Annotated in this window: 16 protein-coding genes and 1 pseudogene; 2 read left to right on the forward strand and 15 right to left on the reverse strand. The window is 40.0% G+C overall.

The window, feature by feature from the left end:
• Position 1: 1 nt before the first annotated feature.
• Positions 2-1,216: an RNA-guided endonuclease InsQ/TnpB family protein gene (locus PNIG_RS14880; protein WP_024605726.1), complete on the reverse strand. Its 1,215-nt coding sequence runs from the start codon at positions 1,214-1,216 to the stop codon at positions 2-4.
• 24 nt (positions 1,217-1,240) lie between these two features.
• Here PNIG_RS14880 and tnpA point away from each other — a divergent pair, with 24 nt between their 5' ends.
• Positions 1,241-1,654 (forward strand): IS200/IS605 family transposase, encoded by a 414-nt coding sequence (gene tnpA / locus PNIG_RS14885; protein ID WP_036932744.1) that lies wholly within the window; start codon positions 1,241-1,243, stop codon positions 1,652-1,654.
• A gap of 91 nt (positions 1,655-1,745) precedes the next feature.
• Here tnpA and PNIG_RS14890 read toward each other — a convergent pair.
• From PNIG_RS14890 to PNIG_RS14925, 8 genes and pseudogenes are all read right to left on the reverse strand, one after another.
• A pseudogene (locus PNIG_RS14890) lies at positions 1,746-2,990 on the reverse strand (GspE/PulE family protein); the annotation flags it as partial.
• On the reverse strand, positions 2,987-4,219 hold the full coding sequence (locus PNIG_RS14895; protein WP_089368791.1) for a tetratricopeptide repeat protein: 1,233 nt from the start codon (positions 4,217-4,219) through the stop codon (positions 2,987-2,989). The gene PNIG_RS14895 and the pseudogene PNIG_RS14890, both read right to left, overlap by 4 nt.
• On the reverse strand, positions 4,216-5,118 hold the full coding sequence (locus PNIG_RS14900; protein WP_011329339.1) for an ExeA family protein: 903 nt from the start codon (positions 5,116-5,118) through the stop codon (positions 4,216-4,218). Before PNIG_RS14900 ends, PNIG_RS14895 begins: the two co-directional genes overlap by 4 nt.
• A 2-nt stretch (positions 5,119-5,120) precedes the next feature.
• Positions 5,121-6,779 (reverse strand): pilus (MSHA type) biogenesis protein MshL, encoded by a 1,659-nt coding sequence (gene mshL, locus PNIG_RS14905; protein ID WP_011329340.1) that lies wholly within the window; start codon positions 6,777-6,779, stop codon positions 5,121-5,123.
• On the reverse strand, positions 6,757-7,080 hold the full coding sequence (locus PNIG_RS14910) for an agglutinin biogenesis protein MshK (protein WP_041454587.1): 324 nt from the start codon (positions 7,078-7,080) through the stop codon (positions 6,757-6,759). Before PNIG_RS14910 ends, mshL begins: the two co-directional genes overlap by 23 nt.
• Positions 7,058-7,744: a magnesium transporter CorA family protein gene (locus PNIG_RS14915; RefSeq protein WP_089368792.1), complete on the reverse strand. Its 687-nt coding sequence runs from the start codon at positions 7,742-7,744 to the stop codon at positions 7,058-7,060. Before PNIG_RS14915 ends, PNIG_RS14910 begins: the two co-directional genes overlap by 23 nt.
• Positions 7,741-8,340: a PilN domain-containing protein gene (locus tag PNIG_RS14920; protein WP_011329343.1), complete on the reverse strand. Its 600-nt coding sequence runs from the start codon at positions 8,338-8,340 to the stop codon at positions 7,741-7,743. The genes PNIG_RS14915 and PNIG_RS14920 overlap by 4 nt, the downstream gene beginning before the upstream one ends.
• Positions 8,337-9,269, reverse strand: a complete 933-nt coding sequence (locus PNIG_RS14925; RefSeq protein WP_011329344.1) for a hypothetical protein — start codon at positions 9,267-9,269, stop codon at positions 8,337-8,339. The genes PNIG_RS14920 and PNIG_RS14925 overlap by 4 nt, the downstream gene beginning before the upstream one ends.
• Positions 9,270-9,345: 76 nt before the next feature.
• Between PNIG_RS14925 and PNIG_RS14930 the strand changes: the two genes are divergently transcribed.
• Positions 9,346-10,254: a 1-aminocyclopropane-1-carboxylate deaminase/D-cysteine desulfhydrase gene (locus PNIG_RS14930; protein WP_011329345.1), complete on the forward strand. Its 909-nt coding sequence runs from the start codon at positions 9,346-9,348 to the stop codon at positions 10,252-10,254.
• Positions 10,255-10,256: 2 nt separating this feature from the next.
• Here the strand turns inward: PNIG_RS14930 and PNIG_RS14935 are convergent, their stop codons facing one another.
• The 6 genes from PNIG_RS14935 to ssb all read right to left on the reverse strand — a co-directional run bounded on the left by PNIG_RS14935 (position 10,257) and on the right by ssb (position 19,493).
• The gene (locus tag PNIG_RS14935; RefSeq protein ID WP_089368793.1) at positions 10,257-11,615 is read right to left on the reverse strand and encodes an EAL domain-containing protein; all 1,359 of its coding nucleotides are present in this window, start codon (positions 11,613-11,615) and stop codon (positions 10,257-10,259) included.
• A 135-nt stretch (positions 11,616-11,750) separates the two neighbouring features.
• Positions 11,751-12,911 (reverse strand): cytochrome-c peroxidase, encoded by a 1,161-nt coding sequence (locus PNIG_RS14940; RefSeq protein ID WP_089368987.1) that lies wholly within the window; start codon positions 12,909-12,911, stop codon positions 11,751-11,753.
• A 125-nt stretch (positions 12,912-13,036) separates the two neighbouring features.
• Positions 13,037-13,801 (reverse strand): hypothetical protein, encoded by a 765-nt coding sequence (locus tag PNIG_RS14945; RefSeq protein WP_089368794.1) that lies wholly within the window; start codon positions 13,799-13,801, stop codon positions 13,037-13,039.
• 99 nt (positions 13,802-13,900) lie between these two features.
• Positions 13,901-15,757, reverse strand: a complete 1,857-nt coding sequence (locus PNIG_RS14950; RefSeq protein ID WP_089368795.1) for a TonB-dependent receptor plug domain-containing protein — start codon at positions 15,755-15,757, stop codon at positions 13,901-13,903.
• On the reverse strand, positions 15,758-18,565 hold the full coding sequence (locus PNIG_RS14955) for an Ig-like domain-containing protein (RefSeq protein ID WP_089368796.1): 2,808 nt from the start codon (positions 18,563-18,565) through the stop codon (positions 15,758-15,760). It lies immediately after the preceding gene.
• A gap of 193 nt (positions 18,566-18,758) precedes the next feature.
• Positions 18,759-19,493: a single-stranded DNA-binding protein gene (ssb, locus tag PNIG_RS14960; RefSeq protein ID WP_011329350.1), complete on the reverse strand. Its 735-nt coding sequence runs from the start codon at positions 19,491-19,493 to the stop codon at positions 18,759-18,761.
• Positions 19,494-19,500: the final 7 nt, after the last annotated feature.

The raw sequence follows: 19,500 nt of genomic DNA on the forward strand, positions 1-19,500 counted from the left end.
CCTAAGCTACCTTTTTAGGCTGGTTCCCAGCCTGAATACCTAACGCCCAGTTTAAGTTAACTTGCGCACTGGCTACATCGCGGGGCTTCTCACAACCACATTCGCATGAGTGCCAGCGGTCTGCTAAGGATTTCTTCTTCTTAGCTCCGCAGTCTGGGCAGGTTTGACTTGGCTTAACTTGCTTTGTTGGTACTTCAACAAATTCGCTACTAGCTTCTTCCGCTTTGTATCGCAGTAAATTAAGAGTCATGGCTGGCGCGGTGTTCAGAATTTCCCGATTCAGACCAGCCTTTTGTTTCACCATTTTTCCGTTTTTCTCGACAGTACCTTTGGCACTACGAGTCATGTTCTTAACGGTGAGTTTTTCGGTGGCGATCAATGCCGCCACTTCAACTAATTTTGCAGTTTCTTTATGAGTAAAATCGAGTCTTTGACGGGCGATTTTCTGGTGGAGTTTGGCAATTTGATGCTTTAATTTTCGCTGGGTGCGAGTGCCTTTTTTCGCTAACGCGAGGTCACGTTGTAAAGAGGTTAATCGCTCTTTGCTGTTTCTGAGGTAACGGGGGTTTTCGACTTGCTCAAAATTACCATCCTGATCGATAGTCGAAAAGTAATGAGAAACACCCCAATCCAAGCCAACAGCTTTAGTGCCACAGTTTCTCTCAATGGTGTCATACTCCATTGAAACTGAAATGAACCACTCACCATTCTTTCGGATGATTTCGGCAGTTTTCGGCTTGCCTCCTGTGTTTCTAGCTTTACCTCGGATCTTAACGATACCAACATCAGCCAAATAAACAGCACCATGCTTTTTTTCTTTCAGGTTGAGCTTCCAACCATCACCATGAGCCTTGTAGCCCCAACCTTTAAAGCGTTGAAATGGTTTAAAACGTGGGAATCCAGCTTTCTTATCACCTTTTTTGAGCCGTCTAAAAAAACCGTCAAAAGCCAGTGCAACACGTTTTAATGTGACTTGCTCACTCTGAGCATTAGCATTGAAAATGCCATGCGCTTTACGATTATTACGCCACAGAGTGTTGATTTTGCACTGTTCGTGAAAGTTAAGACTGTAATTAGAATCACGATATGTTTCGATGCGATCACGTAAAGCCCAGTTGTACAACTGGTGATGGTGGACAAACAAATCCATCAGCGATTCTTCTTGAGAAACTGATGATTTCATTTTATATGTAACTTTACGGATTGCTTTTTTCATAACAACTAATTATATTTAGTGGTTATGAAAAAACAAGCCCTAAATACGCTGTATCACAGCGTTTATAATATTCACTATCATTTAGTTCTTGTAACTAAATATCGTCATCGCTGTATCACGCCAGAGGTTGCCGCGTACTTAGAATCTCAGTACAAAAGGTTGTTAAAATCTTGGGATTGTGAGCTTTTGGAGTGCAATGGTGAGCCAGATCACCTTCACCTTTTAATTTCTGCTAATCCCAAGATGCAACCAAGTAAAATGGTGAACAGTTTAAAAACTGCTACATCAAGACTTGTGCGAAAGGAGTTTTCCGAACACTTGGGTGAGTTTTACTGGAAGCCAGTTTTTTACAGCAGAAGTTATTGTCTGGTTAGTTGCGGAGGTGCACCACTTGAAATCGTGAAGCAATATTTAGCTCAGCAGGAAGGATTTGATTAAAGCCACCACTTCGTGGTGGTGCGCCTTTCACCACCACCTAAATTAACTCGCTTTGGCTCATTAGATTTAGATGGAGCACTTGGCGCTATTGGGTAGATAACACTAAGTGACCGGTTAATGCAGCTCTTAAGCCTATATCAACGGTTTCTTGGTCACGCATTTCGCCGACCATAATAATGTCGGGATCTTGTCGTAATGCGGTACGTAAAATACTCGCAAAACTTAAGCCAATTTTATTATTTATCTGTACTTGGTTTATACGCCCAATTCGGTATTCAACCGGATCCTCTACGGTAATAATTTTACTTTCTTGTTGATTAAGCTCGCTTAACGCTCCATACAAAGTGGTGGTTTTACCCGAGCCAGTTGGCCCTGTTACCAATACCATACCATGGGGGCGTTTAATAATACTGCGCACCCGTTTTAAAATATGTGCCGGCATACCGGTTTCATCTAACGATAATAACCCGGCTGATTGATCGAGCAAGCGCATCACTACAGATTCGCCATGTTGAATCGGCATGGTCGAGAGTCGTACATCTATACTGTGGCTACGCACTTTAATATTAAAGCGGCCGTCTTGTGGCAGGCGCTTTTCTGAAATATCTAACCCCGACATTAACTTTAAACGCAGTACTAAAGCTGAGGCTATTTTCACCTGATTTAAGGTATGCTCTTGCAGTACGCCATCAACCCGCTGGCGAATACGTAATAAGCCTTCATCGGGCTCAATATGAATATCTGAGGCACGTACTTGCACCGCATCTTCAAAAATAGATTGCAGCAACTTAACCACGGTAGCATCGGATGTTTCGTCACCGAGTGAATTAAGATCGAATTCTTCTACATCTTGGTATTCTTCGTGTAATTGCTCTGCAAAACTAGTGATCTCTTCTGTACGACGGTATACGTTGTCAAATGCCGCCATTATTTGGCTTTCTTGCACAACCGCTAATTCTATTCGCTTTGGGGCGAGTATAGGAGCAAGTTGATCTAACCCTCTTAGGTCAGCAGGATCGCTCATCCCAACTAAAACTGAGTCGCCGTTGTCTTCAATAACTAACGCTCGGTAGCGCCGTGCGTACACTTCTGATAAAAGCTTAGATACATCCGGTGATATTCTACGCTGCGAAATATCTAAAAAAGGAACTTTAAGCTGCTGCGCTAAAAAGCGTAGTAATTGTGGTTCACTAATAAATTCAAGTGTGATTAGGGTAGAGCCCAGTTTACGACCCGTAGCCGCTTGAACATTTAAGGCTTCACTTAACTGTGCTTCGGTGATCATATGCTCATGAACAAGTAAATCCCCTAAACGCATTTTTAAACTAGGTCTCATACGGCCTCCTTCAGCGCTACTAAACGCTGTAATGCATGCTGGGTCATGGCTGTATTTAACCCCCCTAAATCAAGTGCTACTTTATATAAATGCTTAGCATCGGGGTACTCGCCTAATGCATCTTTAGAGGTTGCTAACGCTAGCCACCACTTAGCTTGACTGGGCTGTAATTTAGTTAACTGCTTAAAGCTATTAAGGGCTTTATTATGCTGGTTGGCACTTTGTGCAGCCGTACCTTGTAGCACCCAAAATTCAAAGTTTGCTTGTGTTTCAAAATCATCACTGAGTAGTTTTAATACATCGTCGTACTGCTGCTGCATGATTAGAATTTTGCTAAGCATAATACGCCATTGCAATACATCAGGGTTTTGACTTATACCCGCTTGTAAAACCTGTTGCGCTGAGCTTATATCTTGCTGCTTAAAATAAGTTGCCGCGAGTAAGTTTCTCGCTTCTATATGCTGCTTTGATTGCGCTAAAATATTATTCAGATCGCTTATTGCTTCACTATACAAACCAAACTGTATTGCTTGCTTAGCCGCAAGCAATTGCTCAGCAATTAATACTTGCTGAGATTTAGTTTTAGATGAGCTTTTAATCATTACGTTAGCTGGCTTAGCTTTAGATACTTTAAGGTTTGGCTCAAGGCTTGGCTCAATATTTGGCAAACTACTCACAACAGCCGCCACAGCAGGTAAATTTTTATTAGCTGCAGTTACGTCCTTACTTTCACTTAACGCTTGTGGCTGAGAGTTATTAACAGCGGCGGCATCATTTATTAATTTATTTACTAATAACTGCTCAGCCTCATCAATATTTTGCGGGGCTGCTTTACCAACAACATTCGCTACTTTAACGCCAGGTTGGGTATTTAAAACAGTCGCAATTTCTGGCTGCACATTACTATTTCCCGCTATTTCGTCAGTCACAATAATCGTGTTAGCTACACTTTTTTTAGCCGTTGCCCCTGCTTTTACTTCTTCTGGTGGTAATGCCGAGGTTAGCGTAACCGATAATTCATCCTGTGCTGGCTTATTGCTCGCCGCTGCCGGTAAAAGTAAATAAGCAGCAATAACTATGCTTATTACAGTGGCAATCACCAGCGCTTTAAATATTAAATTTTGTAGGTCGTACACTGGGGTAACATTTACACCAACCGCGTGCTGCTGGGTAACTTGCTTGGCCTCGCGCTGTTCAATATTTTTTAGCATATTATTAATAACGCTCATAGCCACTGCCTCCATACCCAAATTGCAGCAATAGCGATAACACTTATCGTAATAGCACTATAGCTCCAGTAATAACCCACTCTGTATTTAGCACAATCTTCGGTATCTTTTATTGCCAGCTGAATATGGCGCGTAGTTATTGCATTTAAGCCCTCTCCATAAGCTTGCAATAACGCTTTGTGGCATAAAATATTAACCAAACGCGGAATGCCTCTACTCGCACGTGCAATTTTTAACCCCATCCGATTATTAAATAAAGGGGGCTGATTAAAACCCGCCACTTGTAGCCGGTGGTTTATATAATAAATAACCTCTGCTGCTGTCATTGGTCTTAACGCATACGAAAAGCTAATTCGTTGGCGTAATTGCCTTACCTTATTATTGGCTAGTTTTTCATCAAGCTCGGGTTGTCCAAAAAGCACCACCTGAATCAATTTTTCACTTTCGGTTTCTAAATTGGTAAATAGTCGTAACGCTTCTAAGGTCTCCCAGCTCAAACATTGCGCTTCGTCTATTAGTAAAACCACCCGCTTGTTGTCGCTTTGTAAGCTCAATAAGTGATGGTTTATAAGCTGGCTTAGCGCTTGCTGATCTAACGCTTTGTCTACGTCCATTCCCAGCTCTATAGCCAGCGCCCAGCGTAACTCTTCTGGGCTTAAATATGAGTTAGGTAAATAAGCAACTGTGTAGTCATGCTCAATATGATTAAGTAACTTCCTACACAATAAGGTTTTACCTGTACCAACCTCACCGGTCACTTTAATAAACCCCTCACCCATTGCTATTGCAGTTGTAAGCACTTGCATTGCCTCGTGATGCGGCGCAAGCGCACAAAAGAACTCGGTGTTAGGGGTTAAGGTGAAAGGCATTTCACTTAGGTTAAAAAAGCTTAAATACATAATTAGTTCTTATACCAAGTGTCTAAAAGCTGACGGCTTTCGGCTTGCTGCTTTTTCCAAGTGTCGGGCATAACCACTGTTGGGCGGATCAAAATAATAAGTTCTTTTTTCTCTTGGCGTTTACGTATGTTTTTAAATAAATTACCAAATATGGGAATATCGCCAAGAATAGGTGTTTTGGTTTCTTCGTCCTGCGTTGAGGTTTGCATTAAGCCACCAATAACCACTATTTCACCGCTTTGAGCGCGAATAACAGTGTCTGACTCTCTAATATTGCTTTGCGCAAGCGGCAACTCAAAACGTTGGTCATCTAAGGTAATTACCTTTAGCTGCTCTTGGGTTTCGGTTACCGACGGATGGACATGCAAAATAACCGAGCCATACTTATCTATTTGTGGCGTAACATCTAAAGCAATCCCCGAAAAAAATGGCGTTAAGTCAATTTCAGGCGAAGTGGTGGTTGAGGTTCCGGTTACTGTGGTGCTCGACACATTAGTAACAAAATACTCGTCCTGACCTACTTTTATCACTGCTTTTTGATTATTAGTGGCTGTAACCCTAGGATTTGACAACATTTGTACGTCGCCTTGGGTTTCCAATAAATTAATCACGCCGTTAAAATCGCCGCGTTCAATGGTTAACGACGATACCCCGCCAAGCGATGCTGAAAGGTTATTACCAAAATTACCTGCCGTAGTAGCAAAGGATATACTGCTGCCTAAACCGCTTGATATACGCTCCCAGTTAACCCCTTGCTGGTACTCATCTTTTAGCGTTATTTCTATAATTTTTGCCTCAAGAATTACTTGGCGTTGCAGGTTTTCTTGGCTTTGGCGTAAAAATTCTTTTAGCTGGCTAATTTCACTTGGCAAAGCATTTACGGTAACTAAACTGGCTTGAGGACTGGTGATAACATAGCGGCCATCGTTAGCACCAATGAGCGACTTAAGCGCTACTTCTAGCTCTTGCCAAAAATCATTTTTATTAATTGTTTGAATACGTGAACCGTTTAAATCTAAATTTTGACTGCCACCACCAAACTCATTATTTTGTTGTCCACTGTTACTTGAACCACCACTGGAGCTACCGCTATTTTGTGCTAATTGGCTCACACCACCGGCCACGACACTCACGGTTGACTGCCCATGGCGCTGCATCATTAAATAGTTAACAGGAATAGTTTCGGTGCGCATGATCGCGGGCAGCACTTGCACAATGCGCCCTTCGTTTACAATATCTAACGGGTACATGCGTTTAATAACCGCAATCACCTCATCAAATGTAACCCCTTTTAAATTAAGGCTAATAGTGCCACTTACTTGAGGATGAACTGCTACGCTAAAAGGCGTACCGTCGGTTAGCCCTGCAAAAAATGCTCCCATCTCAACGTCATTAGCGGCCACATCAAAACGCTTTATAGCCAAGTCATCACTCAGACTTTGCTCGTTATTAATTGATGATAATAAGCTTTGTGCTAATTCATTGGGCATCTCTAGTGGCGCAATAGTTTTAGCTTGAGCTGAATCGGCCGCAAACTCTTGTCCAATATGCGATTTAAGCTCTTTACCCGGCTTAAAGCTATGGCAAGCAGTTAAAAACGTCGGTAATAATAAAAGCACCAACCATGGGCTAGATAAATTATTTTTTAATTTTATAGTCATATAATTCTAATTTTATTTGCTTATCATCATTAGCTAACACAACATGTTTTGAGTTGATACTTAGCACTCGAAACCCCTCTATAGCATCGCCTGCTTTATATAGATGCCCTGAAATAATCGCTTTATATGCCGTACTATTTTTAATAATAGATTGCAGCTTAAACTCCGTTTTTTGTGCAACCACTACGCCATTACTGATAAACATTGCGGGCTTAGTTGGATCCAGTAGCTGCGCTGCAGCACTAGGTGTGACAAGGCACACCATTAAAATATAAAAACTATAACGCAATAAATTTTTCATTCGCGCTCACCGTAGCAATTTGCAAAGTTAACTCAGCTTGCGGATACGTCTGTACCTGATAGCTAAACTCTTGAATTAATAATTTGTTTTGATTACTTTTTAACGCAGCTAAATATTGCATTAAATTAAAGTAACTACCGTGTAAGGTAAGCACCATTTGATGTTCAAAAAATAGCGTTTGTGTATCATTTTCCCCTAGTTTTTCTACATCAATTGCTTTAGCTGGCTTTACTTTAAAACTCACAACTTGCACTTCGGTGCTGTTAATTAATAAGTCTTTTAATACCGCGGGCACTTTTTTAGCAGCAATAAACCCTTGGCTAAAGGTATTAAGCTGTTTATTAATGAGCTGCTGCCGTTGTTTTACTTGCGCTATTTGCTGTTGTAAAACTTGGGTATAGTTATGGCTAAGCGCCTGCTCTAACATAGAAAGTTGGTCGTTTGCTTGCTGTAACTCTTGCAATATTGAATGCTGCTGCGACTCAATTCGACTAACTGCATCTTGCTGTGGAAAAATAAAAAATAACACACCTAAGTAAATAATGATTAACAAACCAACAAACTGCGTTAAGTACTTCTCACGCTTTTGCAATGCCGCAAACTGCGCTTGATACTTAACCCAAGTAGGCCAACTTGTTTTTTTGCTCTCTTTATTTTGGCTCATGGCTTAACTCCCTTACCGCTCAGGTCGGTGGCAACGTTAAACTCGCTAACCCCATCTTCAGTAGCTAGCTCCAGCACTGAGAACTCTTTATCAGCAAAAAAAGTGGATTGCTTTAAATTACTAAACCAAATGGGTAAATACTTAGACTGTAAGGTTTGCCCATGTAAAGTAACTTTTTGGCCTATAAACTGAATTTCGGTAAGCCAAATATTCGATTCATGATATTGCGCTAAATCTCGCATTACTTCGGCATAATCGGTTTTAGATTGTGCTGATGTTTGCGCTAAGTAGCTAAACACTTGTTGTTTATGCTGTATTTCTTGCTGTAGTGTTTTTAATTCACTTATTAATAATGTTTTATTTTGTTTATCGGCAAGTTGCTGTTTTACCACTTCTAGCTGAGTTTTAGCTTGCTTAAGCTGCACTTTACTTTGCTGTAAAAGTATATGGTTTGCATGTTCTTTGTAGGCATAAAGTGACCACACAATAGCAATAATAATTAACGCGCCACCCCACAGTATTAGCATATTTTGCAGTAATACTGGATCACGCCTTACACGTAAGGACTTTTGATAAAAGTTAATCCGGGTTTTCATATCACAGACTCCGGCTCAGTTAATTGATAAGCCGCACCCAATGCGTAGTAATATTGCGTTTCTAATTGCTGTGCTAGGTCTAGGGTTGGTTTAAAATCAATCACTTTAACTTGTAAAAACTCAGCCAACTCTGCTCTAAGTGTTAGTGACGTCAAATCGTCACACTGTAGCTGAATACTGCGAATAGGTGGCTGCTTCAACTGGCTCTCAAAAAAGTCCATAGAACGCTGAATTTCAAGTCCAAATGCCTCTACCAACTCTTGGCTTTGATCTTTATCTGACATACCCAGTAAGCCATTTAAACGCCGAGTAAGTAATAGCTGCCCATCGCGAATAATTAAAATACGTGGCTCAAAGCTGGCATGCTGCACAATGAGCATGTGGGCGTCTTTACTCGTGCCGAGTAGAGTTACAAGAGTCATTTCCTCTGATGTCATAGTGCGTAAAAGAGGCTTTACCTGCTTAAAACTATCTATAAACGGCAATAACTGCAGCTTACTGGTAATAAACACGTTCATTTTTTTACTTTGCATCGGCAATGTAATTGGATAATCAATAAAATCAGCAACAATATTTTCAGGATCAATATCGACTAGATCTTTCGTTGTCCACGGTAGCGATTGAATGATCTCTTCATCACTTAGTGCGGGTTTTTCTATTTGTACAATTTGATAAAGAGAATGAGGAATAACTAAGTTCACTGCGCACACATCACTACTAACCTGTTGCGTACATAGCGTAATTGCAGCAGTATAGTCATGTTTTTCAGTGATCTCTACACTGTGATATTTGTGTATTTTCCAGTGTCCATACTGTTTTTTTAAACAGACTGCATTAACGGTATTAGCATATGTTGCTACACCTACAACTGTATTTTTATCTAAACTACGCTTGAACAAGGAAAACAGTGAAAACAGTTTTCTTTTCATATAGCTACTATTATTATTAGTCGATGTACTAACTGCCGTACATTTTCATTACTTTGCCAAGTGATTATTACAAATAATGTTAAATAAACTTAAAATAAATGAAAACAATCAAATACAACAAATAGATAGTGATTTATTAAAGCGCAAAAATATATTTTTAGGCGTTAAGCGCGATGATCTACTCCACCCCCTCATAAGTGGAAATAAATGGCGAAAGCTTAAATACAATTTAGCCCAGATGCAGGCGCTTAAAAAAACTGAATTACTCACTTTTGGTGGTGCTTTTTCTAATCATATTCATGCGTGTGCGGCGGCTGGCAAGTTTTTTAATATAAAAACGCACGGGATTATTCGCGGCCCAGAACTAGACCCTAACAATCCTACACTTTTGTTCGCACAGCAATGTGGTATGCAGCTACACCCAATCACACGTATAGAGTACAAACAACGTAGCCAAAGCGATTATTTAACGCAGTTGCAATCGCGTTTCCCTAATGCCTATATTTTACCTGAAGGTGGGACAAATAAACTGGCGCTTGAGGGTTGTAAAGAGCTTGCCCTGAGCTTACCTAAGCACGACTACTTAGTTTGCCCCACAGGAAGCGGTGGCACCTTAGCGGGACTTATTGAAGGCAGTTCAGTTAATACAACGGTACTGGGAATTGCGGTACTAAAACAAGCTGACTATTTACGCGATGAAATTAAAGCGCTTAGCCCTAAAGCCGCTTCACAAACTAATTGGCAATTATTATGTGATTTTCATGGTGGTGGTTATGGTAAGTTTTCTGCCGAACTTTGGCAGTTTTGCCAATACATGAAAACTGAGCACCAACTGCCATTAGAGCCTATTTATACTGGTAAAATGATGCATGCTTTGTGGCAATTAATTGCGCAGGACTACTTTGCGCCAGGCAGTAAAATTATTGCGGTTCATACGGGTGGGTTACAAGGATTAGATGGTTTAAAATACAGAGGACTTATTTAAAATTAATGAAATACGGTTTTTGTAAAATCAGGCAACAACTGCGTAAAATAAAACCCCTGCGCGGCATCTACCCCTAAAATAGTAAGCATTTGTAGCTCTTGTTTGGTTTCTACGTCACTAGCAAATACCGCTATATTTAATAACTGGCACGCATTTACAATGTTTTTTACACAACTTTGTTGATGCGTGCTTGCCTCTATTGAGTGCACTAAATCGTAGGCTAATTTAACTCCTAAAACTTGTGGATAATTAACCAGTTGAATAATATGGTCGCTACTTTTAATACCATCAATAATAATCTGATAATTTAGCTTAGTTATTATTTTTAATACGCCTTGTAAACGTATTTGATATTTAAAAAAGTCTGCTGCATTTATTTCAAATTGTAGTTTATGCTCTATTTTAAAATCGCTTACTTGCGTTATTAGCCATTGCCAAAACGCTTTGTTAAACCAATTTTTAGGATGTAAGCTAATGCTAATAATTGCGGCTGAAGTATCTGCTAGTAATAGCTTTTTAACTTTGATGATAATTGCTTGATCAAATAAAAATGCGTCTTGATCATTATCTAGCTGATTAATGCCAGCATTAGCTAGCAGTAACTCATTAGCGCCACCGCGTACTCTAATCAACACTTCATGTTGCAAAATACGCCCACTATCGAGCTCAAATAAAGGCTGAAAATAAATTACAAACTTATTTTTTTTAATGCTTTTTATTATTTGGTTATTCGAAAATATATTTACTCGGCTATGGCTTATTCCCAAGCGATGACAATGCTGTAATGGGCTTTGCTGCGATAAAGTTAACGCAGATTTTGCTTGTTGATAAACCAGTGTTTGATTAGCACTTGCTCTGTAATTACACAGGCCTATTTTTACATTTTTTGCCGTTAAGTGTTTTTGATGCTTTTTACATATTGTTAGTGCACAAAAATTTAAGCACTCAATGTACAGCTCTAACTTAATGATTGGAATATGCTTTATGGTTACCGCTAAGTTACCCGCACTTAATAATTTAACTGAAATATAGTTTAACGCAGGTAAGTTTTTTGCAAGTAGAATTTTAAAACTAGCTTCTAGATCAGTACTGGGATCAAAATGACAATGACACTCGATCAGGGCAAATATATTATAAGCTGCTGCCGTACTACTCTCACTTAAAAGGCGGTCATTACCTAAAGTATTAGTAGGCGCTGTTTCTGCCTCTACTTTATGCTTTACATTAAACCTTGATTTCAATGACGCTACTCGGGTTGCTAAATGAGCAACCCAGCGAGTTGCCGCTAATATAATTAAATTTAGCAACACAACAAGATGAGCCTTAAAGCGGTTAATAAACTTAAGCTTACCCTTTTGCATAATGCACTCGCTAGTTAAATTACTAGCTAAAGTGTTGTCTAAGATCCCAAGAAGCACAAGGTAATAGTAAAAGTTTAGTATTGCATTTATAGCTAAGAAATAATGTTTATAAACTTCTCTAAATAACTTAAAACGTTATACCTCATTTAGCTCTTGTACTATAAACGTTTTGTGCGGACCCGCAGCCGGAGCGCTAGTAATAGAGTGTAAAAATGCCTCAAGAGCTTTTTTTTCTTTGCTCGTTAACGATAAAGGCAGCAGTATTTTAGATGTTTGTGGTGACAAAGGATCGTTAGGATCTTTATTAAAAACAAAGCCACCAGCATTATAAATATTTAAAACACCCGCAATAGAAGGAAACACACCATTATGCATCCACGGCTTACTATTCATCACATTTCTTAAGCTGGGAGTTTTAAATTTGCCTATATCGTCAGGGTTTTTGGTCACATTATAACGACCAAGATCTTCACGCTTTCGTTTATAGTAAGTTAACCCCAAATTATGAAATTTATTGTCTGAAAAAAGCGCTCCAGAATGGCAATTAATACACCGTGCTTTAGTTCTAAATAAGTGCAGCCCCCACAACGCTTGATCACTGAGTTTTTGTTGTAGCTGTTGCTTTAATTTTTTATCTTGAGTTTCACCAGCCTTTACAAAGTAATCAAAGGCCGAATTGCGCGACACTATAGTGCGTTGGTAGGTAGCAAGAGCTTGGGCAATGCGTGTAGCGGTTATTTCGCTTTGCCCAAATACCTGGTTAAACTTTTTTTGATAAGCTTGATCTTGATTGATCCGCGCTTCTAGCTCTGCAATAGTAAAGTTCATTTCAACGGGATCTTCAACGGGCATTAACGACTGCTGCTCTAAAGTTTGCGCGCGTCCATCCCAAAATAAAGACTGCCAAAATGCTGCATTTTCTATACTTGGTGCGTTACGCTTACCATTTAACCTATCATGTCCAAAAGAAAGTTTGCGGCCATCTGCCCAGCCTAAATCTCGATCGTGACAACTCGCACAAGCCACTTGCCCAGAGCGAGATAGTTTAGGGTCGTTAAACAACTGCTCGCCTAAACGCATTTTTGCGGCACTAAATGGATTGTTTTTAGGAAATGTTACCTCTGGTAAAAGTGTAATTTCAGCATGGGTAATATCTGCATCTAAATTGGGTTTAGGCCACTGAGCTTGCGGCTTTAAATATTGCTCACGTAACTGAGTAAAATCGATAGCTTGTGCGCTGACTAAATTGCAGCCAGAGAAAACAAAATATAAGGTAAAAATAAATAGTAGGCGCATAATTTTTATCATATTAAGTATAAAAGTGTATTTAGGTTGAGTTATAAACGCGGCTTTAAATTAAATACCGTAGTGATTATTATATAGTAAGCACCTGATTATAAATGCGAATAACTCAGTAAGTTTTAGTAATTAATATTGGCCCCTAGCCAAAACCGACGTCCTAACTCAATGCCTGTATTATACGGGCTAATTTGATAGGTACGTTTATTTAAGATGTTTTCCGCCTCAAAGCTCAAAGTTATTTGGTAGTTATTAGCTACCGCCACAGTGTATTTAACACTGGTATTTAACAGCCAAAATGCAGGGCGTTTTTCAATACGGTACACAGGGTACTCACGGCGATTTGGCGCACATCCATCACAAATATTACTGGCTTCTTTAATTGATTGCGTTTTGCTCGTGGCGTAAATGGCATCTTGCCCACCGTTGTAACGCGCGTAGGCCGATAGCGTCCAATTATCCCACTGCCCACCCCAACTTAAATTGGCAATAACAGGGCGGTTAAAGTCTTGTTTTTCTAACTCCATATCATGTCGAGTTACTAAATAATAATTAGCTTTATTAGTACTTCCGGCAATATCGTAATGATCAGAACGTAAAAAAACCAACTCATTATCATCATACGAAAAATCTAAAAAAGCGTCCCCATCGCCATTAAAAGAGCGCGGTTCACCATCAAATTGCTCGCGACTGGTGGTATTAGTTGCATGCGATACATTAAATTCAACATGTTGATTATTGTAAGTTGCCATCCAAGACAAGGTATAACGCTGATACCGGCTACTGCCCGAGTTAGCACCAAATAAAGTGGCTTCGCCTACATCGTTAGTGCCTTTTACACGGTTAACCGCATCTTGCTGCTCTCGATACAGCCATTTTAACTCCATCGTTCCGCCTAGTAATTGATGACGATAAGCAGCCGACAGCTCATCACTAAACGGCGTTTTTAAATCAGAGTAAACATAACGATAGCCGCGGTTGCTTAACTACGCTTGCCATTGCTGTGGCTGTTGCTGATAAATAGCCCGCACTTCGGTATAGCTAGGCTGCATGGCTTGGTTTAGCTTATAACTAATTGAGTCGTCTGCATAATACCGATTAGCACCGAGCACTATTTTACCTTGATCATTAAATACCGATACGCTGCCACGTAGTCGTGGGGCAAAATTATGGTTTTTAAGAAAATCGTTATAATCGTAACGCACTCCTAAATTTAAACTGTAATTTTGCCATTCAAATTCATTTTCTACATAAGCCGACAATTGATTAAGCTTTACACTAGCTGTTGATTTAGGTGTAATTTGGCGATATTGAAAATACTGCCCTGTTGTAGCGAAGTTATTTTGATAAATTAAAAAGTCATCGGGATTTGATAAATCAAGTGCGTGTCCAAGTTTTGCTTCTATATCTGCCACTGATTGATATAAACGCGTTTCAATACAGTCAAGTGTATAACCTGCACAATCTATTTGCGGCGACACAATAGCGCCATTATATACAATTGCATCTTCTAGGCGGTCAAATACTGAGTTTTGCTGAGCTAACTCATAACCAAACGATAAATTACTATAAGCGCCCAGCCATGTCTTACTGGCAAGCTCGAAATCTTGTTTTAAACTGACCGTTTGTTGTCGCTTTTCTATATCGCCAAAGCCGCCTTCTAAACTGGTAATAGAGCCATCAATATTACCCCAATCTGTACCCGGTATATTTAGCCAAGCATAACGTATCGAACTGGTGTTTTTACTGTTGCGACTATCGCTATAACCAAGCTGGGTTTTAATATAAGCCCAACTCCTATCTGCTTGCCAAGTAAGTGATGCGTTATTGCCTCCCCCTTCAATGTTGTAATCACTGTTTTTAGCATTTACATCAAAGTAATCACCTTTATAAGGAGCAAATAAAAAGCTAAATGAAAAGTCATCGTTAGCGGTTGCTGCATAATCTAGTTTTACTAAACCGTTATAATTGGTTTGCTGCTGTAGTCGTGTTTGCCCTAATTGCTGTAGGCTCTCTTGTGATTGCGTATATTGAAATTGGCCAATAAACCCCAGCTTATCGGTTAGTGGGGTAGCAATGTAGGTACTTAAATCACGCTTATTAAAAATAGCACTGTTAAGTTCGTTATCGCCACTAAAGTCGGGGGCATAAAGCTTATGATACTCAACCCAATCGTCACTCGTTTGCCGATAATTAATGCCAAATTGCAGTTTATCGCCCGCTTTTCGGGTTTCGGCTTTAACTAGTCCACCAGTAAAATTACCGTATTTTGCCGGTATGTTACTGTCGTATACTTCTAAATGGTCAATTAAATCTAAATTTAAAAAAACAGCTTGAGTGTGACCACTTACATCTTGCGCTAAGTTTTTGTCAAAATTGGCGCTGTCATTATTAAGGTTTGAGTTATTAGATAATCCATCAATTAAATACCCTGTAGCATTACCTTGTGCACCTGCAAGCGACACTTCCGATGGCTTAATATTACTAACCTGATCCGCAGCATAAGCAGTTTCACCATACTGCACACCAGGTAAAACCCCTAAAACATCGTTTAAGTTACCATTACCAAAGCGATAGTCTCGCAGCATTTTTCTGTCAAGGGTATACACCCCTTGGCTACTTACCGAAATAGGGTTTGGTCGCTGCCCTGTTACCTCTATAATTTCGATATTTTCGCTGCAAGTATCAGTATTTTTTTTACATTGTTGATAGTGACTTGTAGCAATTACTTTAGCCGGTGTTTTCTCTGCTGCACTTGCTTCATCTAGCACTGTGCTTTGCGCTGCAGCTGCAACATGCGTGAGCGAAGTACAAGCTAGCGCTATAAATGTTAAATATTGCATTTAATGTCGATTCGGATTTAATGGAAACGCATCACTGTCATCGTTGACACCGTCGTTGTCGCTATCTAAGTCTAATTCTATCCCTGAATTAGCAATCATTTGTGCGCTTGCATGGGCGGTAAAAAAGTTCGCCTTGCCATCGTTATCAGTGTCAACACTGGCAACCTCTGAGCCTATAAAGGCGTCAAAACGGCTCAAACGGCCTATAACATTTGTTGCTATAGCGTCTTTTTCTACTACACCTAAAACTTCTTTTTCTGTTAATTTATAAGCACTTTTAAACATAGTAAGCTGGGCGTATTGATCTGCAAATACAGGCAAATAACGCACTTGTAACTGCAATGAAGCATTTTCTAAGCGCGCCAAATTCCAATCAATAAGCTCTGCCCACATACTTTTAGCTGCAGTAATTAATGAGGCATATTCTGCTTTTGTGCCCGCTACATACAACAGCTGATTTAAGTACTGCTTAAAGTTAATTTTTGATTTGCTAGAGCCATCAAAAAATTTCTCACTAAGAGCAAAACGCTCAGCGAGAGCGACCTTTTCTTCACCCTGTATTACCAGCTGTATATATTGCGCATAATACTGGTTTGCTAAAGCAAACTGACCATTTAAGCCAAGCGCACTGCCCAACTTACCAATATCCGTAATTTTTTGTATTAGCGCTTGCTCAGTGTAAGTTGCAATATACTGCTGCACTTTATTAACTAATGGCGCGGCTTCGGCGGTTTGACCTAAAGCTTGGTGATAAGGAATAAGATCGATATTGGCATCAACAACATCCTCTTTAAATACGTTAATACCATCTACTTGGCTGTATTTTGTTAATGCTATTTCGCGGCATGTTTGTAGTGTGTTGGCCGCTTGAGTTTGGTACTTTTCGTCATGTGTAATATTTATAATGGTGAGTAGTTGCTCTAACGCAAGCTGACACCCTGTAGCACCAGTAACAAATACGTGGTTTTTAATATTCTGTGCTAAATATGCTTCAGAGCTAAGTAACTCAATGCCTGTGGCAATAAACTTAGCTGCCGCGTCATAATTCCCTAACTCAATATAAATTCCCGAGGCACCTAGTTTACTCGCATTAAATGCAACTAGCTGAGTAAACAGTGGGCGTAAATTATTAGCATCACGTGTTGCTAAAATTAATTGTAAGCTACTATCTATATCGGCCGAATTACGTACGTGTGCTAGCAGTTGTGCATCTGCTGCCTTATTTTTAGCTAACTGGTAATGACTACTGTCTTTTTCAAAGGCGCTTAAAAACTTGCTTTCAACATCAAGTGCCGGATAAAGCTGCACAAAGTATGCTGCGGTGTTAATTAAGCCATACGGGTATTCCATGCTGGTTACGTTTGCATATTGATTAGCTGTACGCGGATAATCTGCGTCTATATTAACAACCCCATATAAAGCAAATATATCGGCCAGTACTGACTTGGCTTTTTGTGTTGCATTTAACGCCAGGTAGTTTGCCATAACATTACTCAGCGCTGCTTGGCGTGAGCTAAAATAGGGTTTTCCTTGATTGCCATTTTTATTATTTTTTACATAACTGTAGCCAATCATATTGGCATAACGATACAACCTATCGGCCATACTAAGTGCATAATCGTAGTCGGCTTGGTTTCGAGATTGACGCCAATTATTAACCACATCTTCTACTCGGTCGCGATAACCAAAAAAAAGTAACAAGGCTTGCGTTGTTTGCTCCTCTCCAAGCGCTGAGCTAAATAAAATATCGAGAATATTAAAACTAACACTTGCCAACTCAGACTCACCCGCTTGTAAGTAAGACAAAGCTAAATCATTATAAAAACGCTGATCCTCACTATTAAAGGCACTAATTCCTTTGGCTGCAACGTACTCTGCATAAAGGTTTTTTGCTGTTAAACGCAGTTCATTACCCTGCTCGTTATTGCCTTGCTTACTATATAAGGTAGCTACCTCTAACAAGGCAATAGCGCGTATATTATTACGCGCTATTTTATCAACCGAGGTTAAACGTGTAACTTCACTATTTAATCCAGCTTGTGCATAACCTACTGCAAGCGATGCATTTATTGCGCTTAGATTAATATCATTTTGTAACTCGCTTGCAAGTAACTCCGCCTGCTTTAAATGCGATTCATCACTGGCATAGTAGTAATAAGCGCGATCAGCATTAGTCGACAAATTAGTGGTTATAATTAAGTTTTTACTCACCACAGCGCCATTGCCATCTGCAACCGTTAGCTCAAAACTATCCTCTTGATTTTCTAGGCGTGTAGCTTGGTAACTAATTTCGCCATTGCTAGCATTAATTAGCAAAGTGCCATGCTCTGCTGGGCGTGAAATACTATAGCTGAGGGGGTCGTTATCTACATCGGATACATTAACTTTGCCGCGCTTAATTTCACCACCGCTCACAATCACTTTATCGGTATGAATAACTGGTGCATCATTAATTGCTGTAACAACTACCAGCACACGACTAGTAGTTAGGTTTCCACCATCAGATACTGCAACCTGAAAGCTATCTTCGCCATTAAAATTGGCTTTGGGGGTATAGCTAATATGACCACTATTAGCATTAACAGCAACTGCGCCGTTAGCCGCAGCATTTGCTAAATAAAATGTCAGAAGGTCGTTTTCTGCATCGGTTGCGGCAACTATTAAGCTTGCAACACTGTCTTCGTTTAGTTGGATTTGGTAACTGGCTTGTGAAAAAATAGGCGCTGAGTTAGCTCCACTACCAGAGCCGCAACCAGTGAGTGCTAATGCTGCAAAGATTATTACTAAAGCTAAACGTTTAAGAGACATGCCTATTTCTCAGATAAAAACCGAAGGTGCATGTTAATGCAAACTATTATCAATATCAATCGCTTTAATAATATTAATCTACCCTGAACTCTATTTAAAACCTCATTTTAAAAACAAAAAACCCAGCAGTTACGCTGGGTTTAGATAATATTAAATGCCTAAATTGACACTCTATATTCTATTTATGTATTCCTCAAAAAGGTATGTCGTCGTCAAAATCAATGGTTGGTTCCATTGGGTTAGACGCGCCGCCTTGTGGAGCATTTTGCGGTTTAGGAGCAAAGCCACCTTGCTGTTGTGGTGCACTGCTTTGCTGTGGTGCAAAACCACCTTGTGGCTGCTGATATTGGTTATTTTGTTGTGGTGCAGGAGCCGACTGTGGCTGTGCTGCTGGTGCAGACTGCTGTTGTGGAGTATAACCGCCTTGCTGTTGGTTATTTTGCCCCTGGTTGCTTTGGTAACCACCACTTTGTTGGCCGCCTTGTGATTGGTTATTTTGATAACCACCACTTTGCTGTCCGCCTTGTGATTGATTACCTTGGTAACCACCACTTTGTTGCCCACCTTGCTGGTCGCCACCACGGCTCCCTAACATTTGCATTTGGCCGGTAAAACCGTCAACTACAATTTCAGTCGTGTATTTTTCTTGGCCTTGTGGGTCAGTCCATTTACGTGTTTGAAGTTTACCTTCAACATAAATTTGTGAACCTTTACGGCAATATTCACCAACAATTTCTGCTAACTTGCCAAAAAATACCACACGGTGCCACTCAGTTTTATCAACCATTTGGCCAGTGTTTTTGTCTTTGTAGCTATCTGAAGTTGCTAAGGTGATATTTGCTACACCGTTGCCATTAGGCATATAACGTACTTCAGGATCTTGTCCTAAATTACCAACCAAAATTACTTTGTTCACACCGCGTGCCATGGAACTA

It is taken from the genome of Pseudoalteromonas nigrifaciens, from assembly GCF_002221505.1.
GTDB classification, from domain to species: Bacteria; Pseudomonadota; Gammaproteobacteria; order Enterobacterales; family Alteromonadaceae; genus Pseudoalteromonas; species Pseudoalteromonas nigrifaciens.